The organism is Streptomyces sp. C (genome assembly GCF_000158895.1).
Lineage (GTDB): Bacteria > Actinomycetota > Actinomycetes > Streptomycetales > Streptomycetaceae > Streptomyces > Streptomyces racemochromogenes.
The window spans coordinates 1,055,403-1,076,525 of sequence record NZ_GG657750.1 but is presented as its reverse complement, the minus strand read 5'-3'; the positions used below and the strand labels follow the sequence as shown (position 1 = coordinate 1,076,525).

At 71.6% G+C, this 21,123-nt stretch carries 22 protein-coding genes; 17 read left to right on the top strand and 5 right to left on the bottom strand.

Features of this window, described 5'->3' with window-relative positions; all coding sequences use genetic code 11:
* Both SSNG_RS41800 and SSNG_RS04765 read left to right on the top strand, forming a co-directional pair.
* Positions 1-407 (top strand): alpha/beta fold hydrolase (locus SSNG_RS41800; protein WP_165364972.1); only part of this gene is annotated, 407 nt, incomplete at its 5' end.
* Positions 397-1,134 (top strand): nucleoside 2-deoxyribosyltransferase domain-containing protein, encoded by a 738-nt coding sequence (locus SSNG_RS04765; protein WP_007262667.1) that lies wholly within the window; start codon positions 397-399, stop codon positions 1,132-1,134. The genes SSNG_RS41800 and SSNG_RS04765, both read left to right, overlap by 11 nt.
* On the opposite strand, the gene SSNG_RS04760 is transcribed toward SSNG_RS04765, so the two are convergent.
* From SSNG_RS04760 to SSNG_RS04750, 3 genes are all read right to left on the bottom strand, one after another.
* Positions 1,110-1,673: a GNAT family N-acetyltransferase gene (locus SSNG_RS04760; protein WP_007262666.1), complete on the bottom strand. Its 564-nt coding sequence runs from the start codon at positions 1,671-1,673 to the stop codon at positions 1,110-1,112. The genes SSNG_RS04765 and SSNG_RS04760 overlap by 25 nt on opposite strands.
* 96 nt (positions 1,674-1,769) lie before the next feature.
* A complete protein-coding gene (locus tag SSNG_RS04755) occupies positions 1,770-2,888 on the bottom strand; it encodes an acyl-CoA desaturase (protein ID WP_007262665.1) in 1,119 nt (372 codons plus the stop codon).
* 7 nt (positions 2,889-2,895) lie between these two features.
* Positions 2,896-3,951: a ferredoxin reductase gene (locus tag SSNG_RS04750; protein ID WP_007262664.1), complete on the bottom strand. Its 1,056-nt coding sequence runs from the start codon at positions 3,949-3,951 to the stop codon at positions 2,896-2,898.
* An 86-nt stretch (positions 3,952-4,037) separates the two neighbouring features.
* Between SSNG_RS04750 and SSNG_RS04745 the strand changes: the two genes are divergently transcribed.
* Positions 4,038-5,177, top strand: a complete 1,140-nt coding sequence (locus tag SSNG_RS04745) for a helix-turn-helix domain-containing protein (protein ID WP_007262663.1) — start codon at positions 4,038-4,040, stop codon at positions 5,175-5,177.
* Here the strand turns inward: SSNG_RS04745 and SSNG_RS44735 are convergent.
* On the bottom strand, positions 5,174-5,308 hold the full coding sequence (locus tag SSNG_RS44735) for a hypothetical protein (protein ID WP_277752135.1): 135 nt from the start codon (positions 5,306-5,308) through the stop codon (positions 5,174-5,176). The two genes, SSNG_RS04745 and SSNG_RS44735, sit on opposite strands and share 4 nt — an antisense overlap.
* A gap of 120 nt (positions 5,309-5,428) precedes the next feature.
* Positions 5,429-5,560, bottom strand: coding sequence for a hypothetical protein (locus tag SSNG_RS45205; protein WP_266782509.1), 132 nt, complete (start codon positions 5,558-5,560; stop codon positions 5,429-5,431).
* A gap of 438 nt (positions 5,561-5,998) precedes the next feature.
* Between SSNG_RS45205 and SSNG_RS04735 the strand changes: the two genes are divergently transcribed.
* From SSNG_RS04735 to SSNG_RS04670, 14 genes are all read left to right on the top strand, one after another.
* The gene (locus tag SSNG_RS04735; RefSeq protein ID WP_007262662.1) at positions 5,999-6,661 is read left to right on the top strand and encodes a hydrolase; all 663 of its coding nucleotides are present in this window, start codon (positions 5,999-6,001) and stop codon (positions 6,659-6,661) included.
* A 5-nt stretch (positions 6,662-6,666) separates the two neighbouring features.
* Positions 6,667-7,173: a DoxX family membrane protein gene (locus tag SSNG_RS04730; protein ID WP_007262661.1), complete on the top strand. Its 507-nt coding sequence runs from the start codon at positions 6,667-6,669 to the stop codon at positions 7,171-7,173.
* A 92-nt stretch (positions 7,174-7,265) separates the two neighbouring features.
* On the top strand, positions 7,266-7,844 hold the full coding sequence (locus tag SSNG_RS04725) for a DNA starvation/stationary phase protection protein (RefSeq protein ID WP_007262660.1): 579 nt from the start codon (positions 7,266-7,268) through the stop codon (positions 7,842-7,844).
* Positions 7,844-9,268: an NAD(P)/FAD-dependent oxidoreductase gene (locus SSNG_RS04720; protein WP_007262659.1), complete on the top strand. Its 1,425-nt coding sequence runs from the start codon at positions 7,844-7,846 to the stop codon at positions 9,266-9,268. Before SSNG_RS04725 ends, SSNG_RS04720 begins: the two co-directional genes overlap by 1 nt.
* A 131-nt stretch (positions 9,269-9,399) precedes the next feature.
* Complete coding sequence (locus SSNG_RS04715; RefSeq protein WP_007262658.1) at positions 9,400-10,230, top strand: alpha/beta hydrolase; 831 nt, start codon at positions 9,400-9,402, stop codon at positions 10,228-10,230.
* 42 nt (positions 10,231-10,272) lie between these two features.
* Positions 10,273-11,226 (top strand): alpha/beta hydrolase, encoded by a 954-nt coding sequence (locus tag SSNG_RS04710; protein WP_007262657.1) that lies wholly within the window; start codon positions 10,273-10,275, stop codon positions 11,224-11,226.
* Entirely contained in the window at positions 11,223-13,109 is a 1,887-nt protein-coding gene (locus SSNG_RS04705) for an amidohydrolase (RefSeq protein ID WP_007262656.1), read from the top strand. The genes SSNG_RS04710 and SSNG_RS04705 overlap by 4 nt, the downstream gene beginning before the upstream one ends.
* 16 nt (positions 13,110-13,125) lie before the next feature.
* Positions 13,126-13,863, top strand: a complete 738-nt coding sequence (locus tag SSNG_RS04700; protein WP_007262655.1) for a GPR1/FUN34/YaaH family transporter — start codon at positions 13,126-13,128, stop codon at positions 13,861-13,863.
* A 45-nt stretch (positions 13,864-13,908) separates the two neighbouring features.
* A complete protein-coding gene (locus tag SSNG_RS04695) occupies positions 13,909-14,223 on the top strand; it encodes a GNAT family N-acetyltransferase (protein ID WP_007262654.1) in 315 nt (104 codons plus the stop codon).
* 75 nt (positions 14,224-14,298) lie between these two features.
* Complete coding sequence (locus tag SSNG_RS04690; protein WP_007262653.1) at positions 14,299-15,024, top strand: alpha/beta hydrolase; 726 nt, start codon at positions 14,299-14,301, stop codon at positions 15,022-15,024.
* Between the two features lie 103 nt (positions 15,025-15,127).
* Positions 15,128-16,459: an extracellular solute-binding protein gene (locus SSNG_RS04685; protein ID WP_007262652.1), complete on the top strand. Its 1,332-nt coding sequence runs from the start codon at positions 15,128-15,130 to the stop codon at positions 16,457-16,459.
* Positions 16,459-17,424: a sugar ABC transporter permease gene (locus tag SSNG_RS04680; protein WP_007262651.1), complete on the top strand. Its 966-nt coding sequence runs from the start codon at positions 16,459-16,461 to the stop codon at positions 17,422-17,424. The genes SSNG_RS04685 and SSNG_RS04680 overlap by 1 nt, the downstream gene beginning before the upstream one ends.
* On the top strand, positions 17,421-18,308 hold the full coding sequence (locus tag SSNG_RS04675; RefSeq protein ID WP_007262650.1) for a carbohydrate ABC transporter permease: 888 nt from the start codon (positions 17,421-17,423) through the stop codon (positions 18,306-18,308). Before SSNG_RS04680 ends, SSNG_RS04675 begins: the two co-directional genes overlap by 4 nt.
* Positions 18,305-21,079 (top strand): LuxR family transcriptional regulator, encoded by a 2,775-nt coding sequence (locus SSNG_RS04670; protein WP_007262649.1) that lies wholly within the window; start codon positions 18,305-18,307, stop codon positions 21,077-21,079. Before SSNG_RS04675 ends, SSNG_RS04670 begins: the two co-directional genes overlap by 4 nt.
* Positions 21,080-21,123 lie beyond the last annotated feature (44 nt).

Here is a 21,123-nt window from a genome sequence, read left to right as displayed (position 1 = left end):
CGCTGCCCCCCGAGTACGAGGCCTTCGTCCGGCTCGTACAGAACCTCTCGCCCCGGACCCTCGCCGACGAGGGGGCGACGGCGCACTGGCTCGATCTGTTCGAACTCGCCGCACTGACCGGCCGGTCGGCCGCCCACCGGCCCGTTCCGCCGGTCCGGGACCGGCTGGCCGAGTACGGCCGGATCACCGTGCCCGTGCACGTCGTGGGGTTCGCCGACGACGTGCTGGCACCGGCCCCGCTGGGCCGGGAGGTCGCGCGGGCGGTCCCCGGCGCCCGCTACACGGAGCTGGCGGACGCCGGCCACCTCGGGTTCCTGGAACGGCCCGGGGCCTTCAACACCGTCCTGCTGGACTTCCTCACCACCCTCGCCCCGACCACCGATCCCGGAGTGTCCCGTGTCCCCTGAGAGCCCCGTCACCGTCGTCCACGTCGGCCAGGAACCGCCCGCGTCCTGGGCGGCGGCCGTGTACCTGTGCGGCCCGACGCCCACGGACCCGGCCGAGCCCTCCTGGCGCCCGGACGCCGTCGCCGCGCTGCGGTCGCTGTGGCCGGGGGCCGGGCGGCTGGTGGTGTTCCTGCCCGAGCCGGTGCCGGGCGGCGGCTACCCGGCGTACGCGGACCAGATCGCCTGGGAGGAGGAGGCCATGCGCCGCTCCGACGTCGTCCTGTTCTGGATCCCGCGGGACATGGCCCGGCTGCCCGGCCTGGTGTCCAACGTCAAGTGGGGTACGTGGTACGACTCGGGCCGCGCCGTGCTCGGAACCCCGCCGGGGGCCGAGCGCATGGAATACCTGCTCCACTTCGCCGGGGCCCGCGACGTGCCGGTGGCCCGGACCCTCGCGGGGGCCGCCACGGCGGCCCTGCGGGCGGTCGGACCGGGTGGCGCGCGCAGCGGCGGCGAGCGGTCGGTACCGCTGACGGTGTGGCGGACCGAGCCGTTCCAGGCCTGGTACACGGCCCGCCGGGAAGCCGGCGACCGGCTCCTGGACGCCCGCGTGGAGTGGTACGCGCCGCCCGCGGAGCCGGGCGGCACCGCCGACTGGCTGCTGACCGTGACGGTCGCGCCGGGCGACGGCTCCGGCCCGGCCGTCGCCCGCCTGCTCGCGGCTCAGGGGCAGGGCATGCTCATGTAGAGCGCGTGCTCGCCCTCGGACTCGGTGCCGTGGTAGAGCGCGGTGTCCAGGCCGCAGAAGGCGAAGCCCATGCGCCGGTAGGCGTGGATGGCCGGGGCGTTGACGTTGGTGACCTCCAGCCAGATGTGTCCGGCACCGCGCTCCCGCGCGAACCCGACCGCGCGGTCCATCAACTCCCGCCCCACGCCCCGCCCCCGGTGCCCCGGGGCGACCTCGATGTCCTCGATGGTCAGGCGCCGGTTCCACGGGGAGTAGGAGACCGCGGCGAACCCGGCGAGCGCGCCGTCGGCGCCGACGGCCACGAAGGTACGGCCGTCGGCGTCCTCACCGTCCTCCTCGTCACCGCCTCCGTCGTCCTCGGGGAACACCTTCACCAGCGGAGGGTCCACCGGCACCTCCCGGAAGGCGAACCCGTCCTCGCTGACGGAGACCTCGAAGACGGTGCCGGTGGTGAAGGACCCGTCGACGGCCTCGATGGCCTCGGCGTCCTCCGGACGGGCGGTGCGGAACTCGTAAGCGGTGTCACTGGATGCGGTCATGACCCGACCCTATGACCATCCCATCCGGGTAAGAGCGGGTTTCAGCCGATTCCATTCGGGGCCGTGGCCGTGACCCGTCCGAACCGGTAGCGGGAATCAGGCCGCGACGAGTTCCCGCTCCCGGTCCGGCGTCTTGGCCTTGGGCTTCCGGTTCGGCAGCGAGAGCCGGCAGACCTTGCGCCACGCGGAGAACACCTGCTTCGGCAGCGGCCCGGTGACGTACTCCAGCTCGTACTTCTCGAACAGCGCGCGCACCTTCACCGCGACCTCGGCGTACCGGTTGCTCGGCAGGTCCGGGAACAGGTGGTGCTCGATCTGGTGCGACAGGTTGCCGGTCATGAAGTGCATGGCCCTGCTGCCGCTGATGTTCGCCGAGCCCATCATCTGGCGCAGGTACCACTGGCCGCGCGTCTCGCCCTCGATCGACCGGCGCTCGAAGACCTGCACGCCCTCGGGGAAGTGCCCGCACATGATCACCGAGTGGGACCAGATGTTGCGGACCAGGTTCGCGGTGAACGTGGCGGCGAGCGTGGTGAGGAACGACGGGCCCGACAGCAGCGGGTGGATCACGTAGTCCTTGAGCACCTGCTTGCGGATCTTGCGGCCGACGGCCCTGGCCCGCGCGCGGAACTCGGGGTTGTTGCGGCGGCGCTTGTGCAGGTTCTTGCCGAGCTCCAGGTCGTACGCGGCGATGCCGTACTCGAAGAAGCAGGCGTTGATGAAGTTCCACAGCGGCTGGCCGAGGTGGAACGGGTGCCACTTCTGGTCCTCGTCGACGCGCATGATGCCGTAGCCGAGGTCGTTGTCCTTGCCGATCACGTTGGTGTACGTGTGGTGCAGCTCGTTGTGCGAGTGCTTCCACTGGTCGGACGGCGAGACGTGATCCCACTCCCAGGTGGTGGAGTGGATCTTCGGGTCCCGCATCCAGTCCCACTGGCCGTGCAGGATGTTGTGGCCGATCTCCATGTTGTCCATGATCTTCGCCACGGACAGCCCGGCGGTGCCGATCAGCCAGGCGGGCGGGAAGAAGGAGAACAGCAGCACGCCCCTGCTGACCAGCTCGAGCTTGCGCTGCGCCGAGATGACCTTGCGGATGTAGGCGGCGTCCTTCTCCCCCCGGCCGGCGATCACCTCGTCGCGGATCGCGTCCAGCTCGCGGCCGAGCTCCTCGATCTGCTCCGCGGTCAGGTGGGCGGTGGGGTCGATGGCGGTCAAGGTGGTCCTAACGTTCGATGTCGCAGGGGCCCGCCGCGGCGGACACGCAGGTCTGGATGAGGACGCCCGGCTCGGCCTCGGTGATCTCGCCGGTGCGCAGGTCGCGGACGGCGCCGGCCTTGAGCGGCGTGACGCAGCCGAAGCAGATGCCCATGCGGCACCCGGACGGCATGAGCACGCCGGCTTCTTCGCCGACGTCCAGCAACGGCGTGGCGCCGTCCGCGTCGACGGTCTTGCCGGTGGCGCTGAACGTGACCTCGCCGCCGTCACCGGCCACGACGATGCCGGGGCGGAAGCGTTCGGTGTGCAGGCGCTCTCGGACGCCGTGGTCGCTCCAGAGCTCTTCGGCGGCGTCGAGCAGGCCCGCGGGCCCGCAGGCCCAGGTCTCGCGCTCGGCCCAGTCGGGCACCAGTTCGTCGAGACGGGTGATGTCGAGCTTGCCGTCCGTGTCGGTGTGCACCTCGGTGAGCCGCAGCTTGCCGTCCGCGACCAGGGCGTGCAGTTCGTCGCGGAAGATCACGTCCTGCGGCTGGGGCGCGCAGTGGACCATGACGGCGTCGTCGAACTCGGTGTCGCGCAGCATGCCCATCACCGGCGTGATGCCGCTGCCGGCCGTCAGGTAGAGCACCTTGGCGGGCTTGACCTCCGGCAGTACGAAGTCACCGGTCGCCTGGTCGAGCTGGATCAGCGTGCCCGGTTTCGCCCTGCGGACCAGGTGGTTGCTGACCTTGCCGTCCGGGACCGCCTTCACGGTGATCGTGACGCGGCCGTCCCGGCGGTTCGTCGGCGAGGTGAGGGAGTAGGCGCGCCACAGGCGCCTCCCGTCCACGTCGACCCCGATCCGCACGTACTGACCGGCCGTGTGGCCGCGCCAGCCCCGCCCCGGCCTGATCACGATGGTCGCGGCGTCACCCGTCTCGGGATGCACGGCCTCGATGCGCCCACGCAGGTCAGCGCCCGCACGAAGCGGGCTGACCAGGTCGAGGTAATCCGACGGCAGCAGCGGCGTCGTGACCATCTCCAGCAGTTTCCACGCCCTACTGCGGAGGGCTGCACTCGTCATGACTCCAGCTTGATGCGCCTCAGGGCGTAAAGTCCTGACCGTAGGACGTAAATCTGGTCGGCTGAATTGTTCGCAGGGAATAAAACATGAGCCACCCCATCCGGAGGGTCACCGAACCGGCCCTGGATCAGACAACGGTCACCGCACTCCGGGCCGCGCTGAGGACCACCGCCGACGAGGTCGTCCAGGCGATCATCGACGAGGTCCCTCCCTACGCCAACGCCCTGTCCGGCCGCATGGGCGTCACCATCCGGCGGGCCGTCCGCACGGCCCTGGGGCACTACCTGGACCTCGCGAGCGGGAACGCCACGGGCGGCGACGCCAGCGACGCCGCCTACGAGCTGGGCCGCGGCGAGGTGCGCGACGGCCGTTCGATGGACGCCCTGCTCAGCGCCTACCGCGTCGGCGCCCGCGTGGCCTGGCGATGCCTGGCAGCGGGTGCCGTACCCGCGGGTCTGCCCGCCGCCGAGGTCGCCAAGTTCGCCGAGCTGACCTTCGCCTACATCGACGAGCTCTCCGCCGCGAGCGCCGCGGGCCACGCCGACGAACTGGCCGCCCGGGGCCGGGACCACGAGCGCCACCTGGAACACCTGGCCCGCGACCTCCTCGCCGGCGCGAGCCCGGACGTGCTGCTGGCCTCCGCTCAACGGGCCGGGTGGCAGCCTCCCGTTTCGCTGACCGCGGTCCTGCTGCCCGCCGCCCAGGCCCGGCCCGCCTACCGCGCGCTCGACCCGGGCACCCTCGTCCTCGACGACCTGCCGGACGCCTTCGGCGTGCTGCTCGTCCCCGATGCCGACCGGCCCCACCTCCTGCGGCAGCTGACCGACCGCACCGCCGTGGTCGGCCCGGCCCGGCCATGGACCCGTGCGTCCGCCTCGTACGCACGAGCCGCACGCGCACGCACCCTCTCCTCCGATATCCGCGACACCGAGGACCACCTGCCCGAGCTGGTGCTGAGCGCCGACACGGACGCGTTCGCAGACCTGCGTGCCCGAGCCCTCGCACCCTTGGGGACCCTGCCCGTCGCGACGGCACGGCGGCTGGAGGAGACGCTGCGTGCGTGGCTGCTGCACCAGGGCAGGCGGGACGAGGCGGCGGCGGCGCTGTTCGTCCACCCCCAGACCGTCCGCTACCGGATGGCGCAGCTCCGGGAGCTGTTTCCGGACCTCGCATCGCCCCACCGGATCCTCGAGCTCACACTGGCGGTCGGCCTTACGGGCTCCTAGAAGAAGCCGAGCTTCTTCGGCGAGTACGAGACGAGGAGGTTCTTCGAGTACTGGTGGTACACCCGCCACACCCCTCCTGACCAGGCAAGATGAAGGTACCTGCCATCGGTGGTCCGGTGCTGGCCCGCCACTGGCCCGGATCTTGGTCGGTGAGGGAGGGGGCACTGTAGTTCCGTGGCCAGGGCCCGAAGCGATGGTCGTGGGTGGAGGGCCTCAGGGCTTGGGCTGTGCGACGGCGCGCCTGCCGAAGATCACTCACTGCTGCTGCTCGCCCACTGGAGGCCCGGCGTGGTTTCGAAGTTCATGCCGTAGACCGTGCCAGCCAGGGTGGGGGCGAAGAGGGTGGCGGCCCAGGAGGAGATCTTCTTGAAGTCCTCGCCCACAACGCGCTGACCTGGGCAGATTGCTGTACGAGCCGGGCTGACCTGCGAATTTGCTCGTTTCCGGGGCTTTCAGGGTGACGCCGTTTTGCGCGGTCGCTTCTCCCCAGCCGCTCCCCAGAACGGCTTCGTTCTCCCCAGATTCTCCCCTCCGCGGCTCGTTCTTGGCGATGTTTCCGCTGGTGAGGCGGCCCTTCGTTGGGTTGGGGTGTGGTGACGCGCCGTTTCGGGGGGTCTCGGGGCGAGTGTGCGGGTGTCGCGACCTTGCGCGTCCGCGCCCGTGACACTGCGCGGATCTCGTCCTTGACCGGTTGTGCGCTGTCGTGCCAACCCCTGGGCGCAGGAGGTCAATGCGGTCGGTCGGGTCGCTCGTAGCTTGAAGAAGTGCCGAGCCGCGGACGCGGCGGGGGCACGTTACCGATTGCTTCGAGAGGACCCCTCATGTTCGACATCACCAAGGTGCAGGCCGCCCCGAGCAAGGATCTGCTCACGCCCGACAACGCGGTCATGCTCTTCGTGGACCACCAGCCGCAGATGTTCTTCGGCACCGGGAGCGGCGATCGCGCCGCGATCATCAACAGCACCGTGGGTCTCGCCAAGGCGGCTCAGGCATTCGATGTGCCGGCCGTGCTGACCACGGTCGCCGCCGAGTCGTTCTCCGGGCCCCTGCTGCCCCAGCTTGCCGAGGTGTTCCCCAAGCACGAGGTCATCGACCGTACGACCATGAACGCCTGGGAGGACGAGGCGCTCGTGTCGGCGGTCAAGGCTACCGGCCGCAAGAAGATCATCCTGTCCGGCCTGTGGACCGAGGTCTGCCTGGTGCTGCCCGCGCTGTCCGCCCTGGAGCAGGGTTACGAGGTGTACGTGGTCTCCGACGCCTCCGGCGGCGTCAGCCCGGCCGCCCACGAGCACGCGCTCCAGCGGATGATCGCCGCCGGCGCCGTACCGGTGACCTGGGTCCAGGTCCTCCTGGAGCTGCAGCGCGACTGGGCGCGCCAGGAGTCGTACGGCGCGGTCATGGAGATCGTCAAGGCCCACGCGGGCGCGTACGGCCTGGGCGTCGTGTACGCGCAGAGCGTCATCGGCGCGCACGCCGCCGGCTGACCCCTGTGGACACCGGCATTCTGATCCTGCGTCTGCTGGTGGGACCGCTCGTCGCCGGCCACGGTGTGCAGAAGATCAGTTCGCACCTGGGCGGCAAGGGACTCAACGGCGGTACCGAGGAGTTCCGCGCCGACGGTTTCCGCGGCGGTGTCCTCACCGCCCTGGCGGCGGGCGGTGGTCAGATCGGATCGGGCCTGCTGCTCGCCGCCGGCCTCCTGACCCCGCTCGCCGCGACCGGCGCCATCGGGGTCATGACGGTCGCGCTCACCGTGAAGTGGCGCCACGGGCTCTGGGCGCAGAACGACGGATACGAGTACCCGCTCGTCCTCATCGGCACCGCCGCCGCCCTCGCCGCCACCGGCCCCGGCGCCTGGTCCCTCGACGCGGCCCTCGGCCTCACGCCGTACCCGCTGTGGTGGGCGGCCCTCGCGCTCGTGGCCGGTCTCGGTAGCGGACTCCTCACCCGGCTCGTCCTGCACCGGCCCCCCGCCCCGGCGATCGCCGACCGCTGAGCGCGAGCCGCACAGACCGGGTCCGGCCGCCCGCGTACCCCCGACCGGGCGGCCGGGCCCTTCCCGCCCTCTCTCCCGAACAGGAGCACCCGATGGACACCCTCACGACCCCACACGGCGGCGGCCAGCCGCTGCTGCATCAGAAGGGAGCCGAGACCCAGGCGTTCGGCACGCTCAAGCAGCTGCCGATCGGCCTCGGCCACGACACCCGCATGTACGCGTGCCAGCGGCTGAACCGCGTACTCGCCGACACGCAGATCCTGTACTCCCTCTACAAGAAGCACCACTGGCTCATGCGCGGAGCGACCTTCTACTCACTCCACTTGATGCTGGACAAGCACGCGGAAGCCCAGCTGGCCATCGTTGACGCGCTGGCCGAGCGGGTCCAGAGCCTCGGCGGCGTCGCCGTCGGAGACCCGCGCCACGTCGCCGAGCTGACGTCGATCCCCCGGCCGCCGGACGGCGTCGAGCCGGTGCCCGTCATGCTGTCGCGGCTCCTCGACGCGCACGAGCGGATCCTGATCGACGCCCGGGACGCCGCCGCCCGGCTCTCCGGGGAGGGCGACGAGGGCAGCGCCGACCTGCTCGTCTCCGATGTCATCCGCACCGGCGAGGCGCAGGTGTGGTTCCTCGCCGAGCATCTCGTGGACACTCCTCTGGTGCGCGGCTGATGGACACGTACGACCTCGTCGTGGTCGGCGGCGGTCCGGCCGGCGAGGTCGTCGCCGACCGGGCTGTCCGATCGGGACTGACCGCCGTCGTCGTCGAGGCCGAGGCGGTCGGCGGCGAGTGCTCCTACCGTGCCTGCGTGCCGAGCAAGGCCCTGCTGCGACCCGGCGCCGCCCGAGCGGCGGCCCGGTCGGTCGACGGGGCCCGGCAGGCGGTCACGGCGGCACTCGACCCGGCGCGCGTCCTGGCCCGCCGTGACCGTTTCACCGGACGCGGTGACGACACCGGCCAGGCCGACTGGCTCGACGGTGCGGGCATCGCGCTCGTACGGGGGCACGGACGGCTCGCCGGTGAGCGCCGGGTGGAGGTGACCGGGGCCGACGGCACGGTCCGTACCCTGCGGGCCCGGCGCGCGGTCGTGGTCTGCACCGGCACGGAGCCCGCCCTTCCGCCGGTCGAAGGGCTCGACCGGATCGGTGTGTGGACCAGCCGGCAGGCCACCACGGCCGACGCGGTGCCCGAGCGGCTCGTCGTCATCGGCGGGGGAGTGGTGGCCTGCGAGATGGCCACCGCGTGGCGCACGCTCGGCTCCTCCGTCACTCTGCTGGTCCGCGATCAGGCCCTGCTGACCGGCTGGGAACCGTGTGCCGGCGAAGAGGTCACCCGGGGGCTGAGCGATCTGGGCGTCACGATCCGCTTCGGGGTGTCGGCCGTCCGGGTCGCCCGTGACGCCGACACCCGCACGGTGACCGTGAACACGGACGACGGCACCGCACTCGTCTGCGACGAGGTCCTCGCCGCCGTCGGCCGGCGCCCGCGCACCACAGACCTCGGCCTGGACTCCGTCGGACTGCCGGCGGGCGACTGGCTCCCGGTCGACGACACCTGTCGGGTCACCGCGGTCGAGGGCGCATGGCTCTACGCCGTCGGCGATGTGAATCACCGTGCGCCGCTGACCCACATGGCCAAGTACCAGGCCCGCGCCTGCGCGGCGGCGATCGCAGAGCGAACAGCGGGCCGCCCCGCCGACACCGGCGGCGGGCAGCCCTGGAGTGCGGAAGCCGACCGCTTCGCCGTCCCCCAGGCCGTCTTCACCCACCCCGAGATCGCGAGCGTCGGTCTCACGGAACGCGCCGCACGCGAAGCGGGTCTCGCGGTACGCGTGGTCGAGTACCGCATCGACGACGTCGCCGGTGCCGCGCTCCACGCGGACGACTACCGCGGCCTCGCGAAGCTCGTCGTCGACGAGACCCGAGGGGTCGTCGTCGGCTGCACGTTCACCGGTCCGATGGCGACCGAGCTCATCCACACGGCCACCGTGGCCATCGTGGGTGAGGTCCCCCTGGAGCGCCTGTGGCACGCCGTGCCCGCCTTTCCGACGGTGAGCGAGGTCTGGCTCCGGCTCCTGGAGGCGTACGGCCTCTGAGGCCTGGTTCCCTTCTCCCGCGCCGGGTCCCGTCCGCCCGGCTGGCGCACCCCTCCGCCCGAGCGGCGCACCCCTCCTGTTCGACCGAGCACACCCCCACGCTTCCCCATCCGACAAGGAAACACCCACCCATGCAGCTCACGAGGCGCACCCTCGCCCTCGCCATGCCCGCGACGCTGGCCGCCCTGATCGGCGCCGCACCCGCCGCACCCGCGAGCCGCCCGGCCACGGCCGACACCGACCGGCACGACCCGAAGCCGACGATCGTCCTGGTCCACGGAGCGTTCGCGGACGCCTCCAGCTGGAGCGGCACGATCCAGCGGCTGCAGCACGCCGGCTACCCCGTCCTGGCGCCCGCCAACCCGCTGCGCGGTCTCGCCGCGGACACCGACTACCTGCGCAGCGTGCTGGCCGCCGTCGACGGGCCCGTCGTCCTGGTCGGCCACTCCTACGGCGGCGCCGTCATCAGTGGCGCCGCAGTGGGCAACAGCCGTGTGAAGGCCCTCGTCTACATCGCCGCGTTCACCCCGGACAAGGGGGAGAGCGCGGCCGAGCTCGCCGCCAAGTTCCCGGGCTCCACCCTCGGCGACACCGTGAGCCCGCGGTCGTACCCGCTGCCCGGCGGTGGCACCGGTACCGAACTCGTCATCGAACGAGCAAAGTTCCACAGGCAGTTCGCCGCCGACGTACCCGCCGCCGAAGCGGCGGTCATGGCCGCGACCCAGCGCCCGGTCGCCACCGCCGCGCTGGAGGAGAAGGCCGGGGAAGCGGCCTGGAAGACGATCCCGTCCTGGGCGCTGATCGCCACCGCCGACAAGAACATCCGGGCCGCCGCCGAACGGTGGATGGCCCGGCGTGCCGGTTCGCACATCACCGAAGTGGACGCGTCCCATGCAGTGGCGGTCTCCCGCCCGGCCGTGGTCACCCACGTGATCCTCGCCGCCGTGCGAGCGACCCGCTGACGCTCCGACCCGCCCCGTACATCCTCTGAAGGAGAGCCCCTCATGAACAACCGTCCGGTCCTCGAACCCGCAGCCCAGGCCTTCGCCGACGCCACCGCCCAGCCGCCGTACCTCTACCAGATCCCCGTCGCCGAAGGCCGTAAGGCCGTGGACGACGTCCAGAACGGTGAGGGCGTCCCCCTGCCGGACGTCGACGAGGAGTGGACCACCGTCCACGGCGGCCCGACCGGCGACGTCCGCGCCCGGATCGTCCGCCCCCGCGGCGCCACCGGCCCGCTCCCCGTCATCCTCTACATCCACGGCGCGGGCTGGGTCTTCGGCAACGCCCACACCCACGACCGGCTCGTCCGCGAACTCGCCGTCGGCACCGGGGCGGCCGTGGTCTTCCCCGAGTACGACCTGTCGCCCGAGGCGCGTTACCCCGTCGCGATCGAGCAGAACTACAGCGTCGCCCAGTGGGTCGCCCGCGAGGGACACCACAAGGACCTCGACGGCACCCGGATCGCCGTAGCCGGTGATTCCGTCGGCGGCAACATGAGCGCCGCCCTCACCCTCATGGCCAAGCAGCGCGGCGATGTCACGCTCGTCCAGCAGGTCCTCTTCTACCCGGTGACCGACGCGAGCTTCGACACGGATTCGTACCACGCCTTCGGCGAGGGCTACTTCCTGCGCCGCGACGCCATGAAGTGGTTCTGGGACCAGTACACGACCGACGAGGCCGAGCGGGCCCAGATCACCGCCTCCCCGCTGCGCGCCTCCACCGAGCAGCTCACCGGCCTGCCGCCGGCCCTGGTCATCACTGCCGAGGCCGACGTCCTGCGCGACGAGGGCGAGGCGTACGCGGCGAAGCTCCGTGCCGCCGGCGTCCCCGTCACCGCCCTGCGCGTCCAGGGCGTCATCCACGACTTCGTCATGCTGAACGCGCTGCGCGAGACGCGGGGCGCGGAGCTCGCCATCGGCCTCGCCACCGACATCCTGCGCAAGGCCCTCGCATGACCGGGCCGTCGACGAGCATGCCGGTGGCGGGCCTCGTCCCCGCCCCGCGTCGGGAGCACGAGCACGCCGACCTCCTCGTCCGTAACGCCAAGGTCTTCACCGGTGACCCCGACCGGCCAAAGGCCCGTGCCGTCGCGATCCGCGACGGCCGGGTCCTGGCCCTGGGCGACGACCACGACCTCGCCCACCTCGTCGGGCCGGGAACGAAGGTCGTCGACGCCCTCGGCCGCCGGGTGATTCCCGGCCTCAACGACTCGCACCTGCATGTCATCCGGGGCGGCCTGAACTACGTTCTGGAGCTGCGCTGGGACGGCGTACGAAGCCTCCGACACGCCCTCGCGATGCTGCGCGAGCAGGCCGGCCGCACCCCGAAGGGGCAATGGATCCGGGTGGTGGGCGGCTGGACCGCCGAGCAGTTCGCCGAGCGCAGGATGCCGACCGTCGCGGAGCTGAACGCCGCCGCCCCCGACACCCCGGTCTTCGTCCTGCACCTGTACCAGTCGGCGCTGATGAACCGGGCCGCGGTCAAGGCGGCCGGGTTCACCCGGGAGACCCCCGACCCCCGGGGCGGGCAGATCGTCCGCGGCCGGGACGGCGAACCCAACGGCGTGCTCCTCGCGGCGCCGAGCGCTCTCGTCCTGTACTCGACGCTGGCCAAGGCGCCTGCCCTCGACGAGGCCGACAAACGGACGTCGACGCGCCACTTCCTGCGCGAGCTGAACCGCTTCGGCCTGACGTCCGCTGTCGACGCCGCCGGCGGCTTCCAGAACTTCCCCGACAACTACGCGACGGTCACCGACCTCGCCAGGTCCGGGGAGCTGACCCTCCGGATCGCCTACCACCTCTTCCCGCAGACGGCCGGGCAGGAACTCGCCGACCTGAAGCGCTGGACCGAGATGGTCAAGCCCGGGGACGGGGACGAGTGGCTCCGGCTGAACGGCGCGGGCGAGAACCTGACCTGGGCCGCCGCCGACTTCGAGAACTTCTCCGAGCCCCGGCCCGAGCTCGCCGCGGGCTACGAGACCGAGTTCGAGAGCGCCGTACGGCTCCTGCTCGAAAACGGCTGGGGCTTCCGGCTCCACGCGACCTACGACGAGACCATCCGCCGCGACCTGGCCGTCTTCGAGAAGCTCGCCGGGGAGGGACTCTTCCCCGGCGGCAACCGCTGGCTCTTCGACCACGCGGAGACGGTCTCGGCCGACAGCCTGGACCGGATCGCGGCCCTCGGCGGCGCCGTGTCCGTGCAGAACCGCATGTCCTTCCAGGGCGCCGCGTTCCTCGACCGTTACGGCGCCGAGGCCGCCGCCCACACCCCGCCGGTCCGGGCCATGCTCGACCGCGGCCTGACGGTCGCCGCCGGAACCGACGCGACCCGCGTCTCCTCGTACAACCCGTGGGTCGCGCTGCACTGGCTGGTCACCGGGCGCACCGTCGGCGGCACGGCCCTCTACCCGGCCGGGAACCTGATCGACCGGGAGACCGCCCTCGGCCTCTACACCCGGGGCGGAGCGCAGCTCACCGGCGAGCAGGACGTCAAGGGAACGCTGCGAGAGGGGACTTATGGCGACCTCGCGATCCTCTCCGACGACTTCCTCACCGTGCCCGAGGACGTCATTCCCGACATCGAGTCCGTCCTCACTGTCGTCGGCGGCCGGATCGTCTACGCGACCGCCGAGTACGAGGGGCTCGATGAGGCCATCCCCCCGGTGGCCCCCGAGTGGAGCCCGGTGGCCCACTTCGGCGGGTACCAGAGCGGTGCCCGCCAGGCCTCGGCCGTGGCTGAGGCCGTCGCCGAGTCCGAGCAGCACCGCCGCTGGCGCGTCGCCCGCGGCTCCGTCCCCGACACGACGCCGTCCTTCGTCGACCCCTGCTTCGAGCACTGAAAGAGAGATCCACCCGATGTCCGCAGCCTCCCCCGCCGCCGACAGCGGCGACACCCCGGCGACCTCGCCGGACGCGCCCCAGGGACGCCGTTTCGAACCGGACCTCCGGTCGATGACACGGATCAACCTGCGCCCCATCGCCTCACCCATGCCGCTCGGCTTCTTCACGATAGCCATCGCCTCCGTGATGACGGGCTGCCTCCAGCTCGGGCTCTTCGACGAGGCGGCCCGCGCCGCCGTCGCCTTCACCGTGCTTCCGGCCTTCGTCCTCCAAATCCTGGTGAGCTTCCTGGCCTTCGGCGCCCGTGACGTGATCGCGGCGACGCTGATGGCGGTCTTTGCCGGCAGCTGGCTGCCCTACTCGCTCATCATGCTCAGCGGCGCGGCCGACGGCCTTCAGGTCCTAGGCGTGTTCAACCTGGCGCTCCTCTGCTTCGGGGCCCTGATGACCGCCGTGACCCGGCCCAAGCGCGCGCTGTGGCTTGTCCTTGCGGTCTCCCTCCCTCGCTGGGCGGCCACCGGCCTCTCGGGCATCACCGGTGCCGAATGGCTGACGCGCACGTCCGGTGCGCTCGGCCTCGTGGTGGCGCTCGTCGCGATGTACACGGCGTTCGCCCTGATGCTCGAGGACATGCGCAGCGAGCAGGTCCTGCCCATCGGCCGCAGCGGCCCCGCCCACCTCGCCGTGGAAGGCGACCTGTCCGTCCAGCTCCGCAACCTGGAACGGCAGGCAGGCGTACGCCGCACGCTCTGACCGCGCGCACCCACCCCGTCACACCACGACCGCACAGGAGCACCCATGGAACCGCAGGTGACGGACCGGCCCCAGAAGTCTCGGTACGAGATCCTCGCCGGCGACGACGGCACCGAGACCGCGGGCTTCGCCGAGTACCACTTCTCGGAGGGTGAGATCGCCTTCATCCACACCGAGATCGACAGCCGGTTCGCCGGCCAGGGCTTGGGCGGTCTCCTTGCCCGGGGAGCGCTCGACGACGCCCGGGCTCGTGGGCTGCGCGTCCTGCCGTACTGCCCCTTCATCCGGGGCTGGATCGGCAAGCATCCCGAGTACACCGACCTGGTGCCCGAGGCGAGGCGCGCCCGCTTCGGCCTGTGAAGCACCACACGAACACCACATATCCGCCTCCCGCATCCCCAGCCCCATCACCCGTCACGCACCAAGGAGTTCCCCATGCCCCGACACGCCCGCCCCACCGTCGTCCTGGTCCACGGCGCCTTCGCCGACGCCTCCAGCTTCGCCCGCGTCATCCCCGAACTGGCCGCCGCCGGTATGGAAGTGGTGGCCCCGGCCGTGCCCAACCGCAGCCTCGTCGACGACGCCGCGTACATAGCCTCGGTGATCCGCGCCGTCGAAGGCCCCGTGATCCTGGTCGGGCACTCCTACGGTGGTGCCGTCATCACCCTCGCCGGCGCGGAGGACAACGTCCGCGCACTGGTGTACCTCGCGGGATACGCACTGGAGGAGGGCGAGAGCCTGGGCGAGCTGCAGGGCCGCTTCCCCGACTCCGGTCTCGCCGACGCGCTCGTCTACACCCCGTTCCCGGTGGCCGGCTCCACCGAGACCGGCACTGATGTCTCGGTGGACATCGAGAAGTTCCCCGCCCTCTTCGCGGCGGACGTCGACCCCGACCTCGCCGCGGTGCTCGCCGTCTCCCAGCGCCCCCTGGCAGCACGTGCCTTCTCGGAGGCGGCGCCTGTCGCGGCGTGGAAGACCAAGCCCTCGTGGGGCCTGGTCGCCTCCTCCGACCGCACGATCAACCCCGATGTGGAGCGCTACGGGTACGAGCGCGCCGGCATGACCACCGTCGAGGTCGACTCCTCCCACCTGGTCATGCTTGCCCAGCCCAAGGCCGTGGCAGAGCTGATCCAGGACGCGGCCCGGTCCACCGCCCATTGACCCGATCGTTCAGGATCGAACGATTAGTCGATAATGTTCGAGCGCTGGTAGCTTCTGATCGCCCCTGAGAACCCCTCGGCGGGCGATCGGAGGAGATACACCCATGAGGTTCGGCGCGAGGCTCGCGCTCGCCGGCATCGCCCTCGCCGTCCTTGCCACCGCCTGCGGTGTTCCGCAGGACAGCGGTTCGCAGTCGCACACCGCCGTGGACTGTGGGCCGTACGCCAGGTACGGCGAACACCCCGGCACCAAGGTCACCGTCTACGCGGAGAACCGGGACCGGGAGGCCGACCTGTTCGAAGAGACCTGGGCGGACTTCGCGGACTGCACGGGAATCGACGTCCGGTACGAGGGGGACGGGGAGTTCGAGGCCCAGATCCAGCTCCGGGTCGACGGCGGGAGCGCACCGGATGTGGCGTTCTTCCCCCAGCCGGGGCTCCTGGAACGCTTCGCGCGGGCGGGGAAGCTCAAGCCCGCGAGCGCCGGGGTCGTGGCCCTCGCGAAGAAGGGCTGGTCGGCGGACTGGAACAGCTACGCGACCGTGAACGGCACCCTCTACGGCACGCCGCTGGTCGCGAACGTGAAGTCGTTCGTCTGGTACTCCCCGAAGTTCTTCCGCGACAGGGGACTGAACGTTCCCCGCACGTGGTCCGAGCTGATGGCCGTGACGGAGAAGGTCGCGGCGTCGGGCGTCAAGCCGTGGTGCGCGGGCATCGAGTCCGCCGAGGCAACCGGCTGGCCCGTCACGGACTGGATCGAGGACGTCCTGCTGCGTCAGCAGGGCACGGACGTCTACGACCAGTGGGTCGCTCACCAGATCCCGTTCAACGACCCGCGGGTGATCAAGGCCATGGACACCGTCGGGTCCCTCCTCAAGAACGACCGGTACGCCAACGGCGGTTTCGGTCCGGCCCGTTCGATGGCGTCGATCTCCTTCCAGGAGGCCGGCACACCGGTTCTCTCAGGCGACTGCGCGATGCACCGCCAGGCCTCGTTGTATGCCGACATGTGGCCGAAGGGCACCGAGATCGGACCGGACGAGGACGTCTACGCCTTCCTCCTGCCGGGGGCCGACCCGGCCGACCGGCCCGTCCTGGGCGGTGGGGTGTTCACCGCGGTGTTCGCCGACCGTCCCGAAGTGCGGGCGTTCCAGGAGTATCTGGCCTCCGCGGACTTCGCGAACGCGCGCATGAAGAAGGGCCCGTTCGTCTCGGCGAACAAGGGCGTGGATCCGGCGAACGCCGCCACCCCGGTCGACAGGCTTTCGATCCAGCTGCTCCAGGACTCAGGCACACAGTTCAGGTTCGACGGTTCGGACCTGATGCCCGCTTCGGTCGGCGCCGGGACGTTCTGGAAGGGAGCCGTCGACTGGATCGGCGGCGCGAGCACCCGACAGGTCGCCGACTCCGTCGAACGGTCCTGGCCGAGCCACTGATGCCGTTCGACGCCGTCGCCCAGCAGCCCAAGCTGCTGTACCTGCTCCAGGGCGTCGCCGCCTTCGCGGCGGTGGTCTCCCTGATCCTGCTCGCGCTGCACCGGGGGCCGGTTCGGAGAAGGGCCGCGGCCCTGATCCTGCTGACCCCCGCGCTGCTGCTGCTCACGGTGGGTCTCCTCCTGCCCGGTCTGCGCACCCTGGCGCTGTCGTTCACGCAGAACGGGGGAGACGCCTGGGCCGGCCTCGACAACTACGTGTGGATGGTCACCGACCCCCGGGCGCTGGTCGCGCTGCGCAACACCCTGGCGTGGGTGGTGCTCGTGCCGCTGCTGGCCACCTCGGTTGGTCTGCTCTACGCGGCGGCCGTCGTACGGTCGCGGTTCAGAGCGTTCGCGCTGCTCCTCGTCCTGATGCCGATGGCGATCTCCTTCGTCGGCGCGGGCGTCGTCTGGAAGTTCGTCTACGCCTACCGTCCCGCGGAGGCCGGGCAGATCGGGCTGCTCAACCAGCTCGTCGTCGCGTTCGGCGGCGAACCGAGGCAATGGCTCGTGGACTCTCCCTGGAACGTACTGTTCCTCATCGTGGCGATGGTGTGGACACAGGCGGGCTTCGCGGCCGTCCTGCTGGCCGGCGCGATCAGGGCCGTTCCCGGCGAGCTCACCGAGGCGGCCCGACTCGACGGCGCGTCCCCCCGCCAGATCTTCTGGCGGATCACCCTGCCGTCGATCAGACCCACGCTGCTCGTCGTGGTCCTGGCCCAGGCGATCGGCACCTTCAAGGCCTTCGACATCGTCAAGACCATGACCGGCGGGCAGTTCGACACGGGCGTCATCGCCCACGAGATGTACGACCAGGCCTTCCGCCACGGCGAGACGGGCCGCGGCGCCGCTCTCGCCGTGCTCCTCTTCATCCTCGTCACCCCCTTCGTCGCCCACCAGGTCCGGGCACAGCGGAGGGCAGCGTGAACGGCGTCCGGGAGCGTCTGGCCTCCCGCGCCTTCACGTCGATCGCCGTGGTGATCGCGATTCTCTGGACGACACCGACCCTCGGTCTGCTGCTCTCCTCCTTCCGTCCCGAGGAGGAGATCAAGACGACGGGCTGGTGGACCGTGTTCGGTACGCCACACCTCACGCTCGACAACTACGGCGAGGTGCTGTCCGGCGGCGGGAACGGGTCGGGGCGGTTGGCGGAGTACTTCGTCAATTCCGTCGTCATCACCCTTCCCTCGGTGCTGTTCCCGCTCGTGCCGGCGTTCTTCGCGGCGTACGCCCTGGCGTGGATCGACTTCAGAGGGCGGGACGCGCTCGTCGTCGGCATCTTCGCGCTCCAGGCCGTGCCGCTCCAGATGGCGCTCGTCCCCCTCCTGAAGCTGTTCTCCCAGGGCTGGCTGTTCCTGCCCGCGTGGCACCTCACCGGTCCCGCGCGTTTCGGCCAGGTCTGGTTCGCCCACACGGTCTTCGCGCTGCCGTTCGCGGTGTTCCTCCTGCACAACTTCCTGGCGGGACTGCCCCGGGACCTGATCGAAGCCGCCCGCGTTGACGGCGCCTCGCACGGGGCGCTGCTGCTCCGGATCGTGCTGCCCCTGGCCCGCCCGGCCCTCGTCTCCTTCGCCGTCATCCAGTTCATCTGGGTGTGGAACGACCTCCTCGTGGCACTGACGCTGTCGGGCGGAACGGCCGAGACCGCGCCGATGACGGTCAGACTGGCGAGCCTGGCTGGGACGTACGGCAACGAGTGGCAGCGGCTCACCGCAGGAGCCTTCGTGGCGGCGTTCGTCCCGCTGCTCGTCTTCATCGCCCTCCGTCGGCACTTCGCACGGGGACTGCTCGCCGGATCGGTCAAGGGATGAGCCTCGACCGGCCCGAGGGAGAAGGCACGGCGGTGCCCGGGAGCGCGGCGCTGAGCCGGCCCGGGCTGCGGGGCCGCGAAGCCGAGCTGGAGCGGCTGCGCGCCCTGGTCGAGGCGGTGCGCGACGGCGAGGGAGGAGCGGTCGCGCTGCTCCTGGGCGAACCCGGGATCGGGAAGACCGTACTGCTCCAGGAGACCGTCTCTATCGCGCGGGCTCACGGGTTCGTCGTCAGCCACGGGCGCGCCGAGGAACTGCACGAGCTGGCACCGCTCGCCTCACTGGCCTCCGGCCTCCTGCGCGGTGACCCGCCGCTGCTTTCCAGCACGGACTTCGCAGACCTCGCGGGCCATCACGACCAGCGCATCTGGCTCGTCGAACGACTGGCCCAGCTGATCGAGGAACGCTCGGCGGGCGCACCCGTACTGATCGCGGTCGACGACGTCCAATGGGCCGACCCGCTCAGCCGGTTCGCCCTGAGCGTCATGCCGGCGCGGCTGCTCAGCTCCCCGGTCCTCTGGCTGCTCACGGGCAGGAACGACCCGGAGCCGTACGGGCAGGGGCCGCTGGCGACTACCCTCCCCCTCCGACCGCTGTCCGACACGGCCCTGGCCGAGCTGGCACGGGACGTCCTCGGCGGGGACGTACCGGAGCAGGTCGCGGAACTCCTCGACGGGGCGGGAGGCAACCCCTTCCTCGCGGCCGAGCTGCTCACGGGCATCGCGGCGTCGGGCGGGGACGCGGACGCGCCGGAGCCGCCGGAGCGGCTGGTCCTCGGTGTACGCGACCGGCTGGCCGGCCTCCGGCCGGGCACCCTCCACTTCCTGCGGATCGGCTCGGTCCTCGGCCGCGCGTTCTCGCTCGCGGACGCCGCCGCGCTGTGCGGCCGGCCCGCCTCCGGACTCAGCGCCGAAGTGGACGAGGCGATCGCCGCCGCCCTCCTCCACGACGATGGCGAACGCCTCCTGTTCCGCCACGACCTGCTCCGCCAGGCGGTGTACGCCGATCTCGCCCCCTCCGTACGCCGGGCGCTCCACCGTGAGGCCGCGAGCCGGCTCGTCGCGGCGGGCCGGAGCTCCACCGACGCGGTCCCGCATCTGCTGAAGAGCGCCGAACCCGGCGACCAGGAGGCGATCGGGCTGCTCGGCACGGCCGCCACGGACGTGATCGCCGTGATGCCCGACCTCGCCGCCGACCTGGCCGTACGCGCCCTGGAACTCGTACCGCCCCATGCGCCCATGGTGTTCGACGTGGGAGAACGGGCCATCGTCGCGCTGACCCGCGCGGGCCGGTACACCCAGGCACGGGATACCGGCGACACGCTGCTCGCCCGGCAGCCGCCCCTTGACGTCTTCGCCCGTCTGCAGTCCGTACTCGGCGACACGCTGTGGCACCTCGACGACATCCACGAGCTGACCCGACGTTCGACGGCAGCACTGGCCGCAGTCACCGACCCGACAATCCGCGCCCGGCTCACCGCCCGGCAGGCCCTCGCCCGGTCCCGCGGGCGCGACCTCGGGGCCGCTCGCGAGACCGGCGAACGGGCGCTCGCCGAAGCGGAGCGGTCCGGTGATCGGGAGGCCCGTGTCCTCGCGCTGTGGGGCCTGGGCGAGATCGCCCTCAACGCGGGCGATTGCGCCGCCGCCGCCGAACACCACACGGCGCTGAGCGTGTTCGACACGGCCTTCCTGCCCGAGGAGGCCGTCGCCCGGATCCACATGGACGACTTCGATACCGTACGGCGACTGCTCCGGACGGCGGGCGACGCTCCCCTGCGCCCCGCCATGCTGAGTTGGGCCCAGGGAACCCTGAACATGGGGCTCGGCCGGCTCGACGACGCGGACGCCGACCTCGTCACCGCCGAGCGGCTCGAAGCGGACCTCCACGTGCCCGGCAACCTGGTCAACATCCGCGTCAACCGCGGCCTCCTCGCGATGCTGCGCGGCGACCGCGAAGCCGCGCGGGAACACCTGGACGTCGTGCGGGCGACCGTGGCCGAGCGGCCGAACACGGGCAACCACGCCACGCACCAGTATTTCGAGGCCGTCGTCGCCGACGCCGACGGCGACCACGCGGCAGCGGCCGAACTGGTCCGATCCGTGCAGCGTGACCATTCCTTCCTCCGATGGCGGCTCCTGCGCCCCCATGTCGTCCAGGCCGTGCGGATCGCCCTGCGCGGCGGGGACCGGAACCTGGCCGAGGACCTCGCGGCCCAGGCTGTCGAACACGCCACCCGCAACCCCGGCGTGCCGACCGCCCAGGGGGCGGCCGCCCACGCATCCGCCCTGGCGAACGCCGACCCCGGACTCCTGGAGCGATCGGTCCGCATCCTCCTCACCGGCCCCCGGCCGCTGCCCCTCGCCGCCGCATCCGCCGACCTCGGGCGCGCTCTTCTTGTGGCAGGCGACCCCGCTGCGACACCCACTCTGACCAGGGCCCACGACATCTACGCCCAGGCGGGGGCCGATGTCGAGGCCGATCGGGTCCGGGCCGATCTGGAACGGGCCACCAGCCGCCCCGGCCGGCGCACCGGAGGCCTCCGGCCGCGCCCCGGCCAGGGCTGGGACGCGCTCACGGCCTCGGAACGCAAGGTGGCCCGGCTGATCGCCGCGGGCCACACCAACCGGTCGGCCGCGGAGGCCCTCGTCGTCTCCCCGCACACGGTCAACACCCATCTGGCGTCGATCTTCCGCAAGCTCTCGGTGCGCTCCAGGGTCCACCTGGCCCGGATCGCGCTTGCGGAGGGCGACGCCGGAACAGTCACCGGCGGCTGAGTGACCTCTGCGCCCCGGTGCAAGGTGTGGTGCGCGGTACGGCA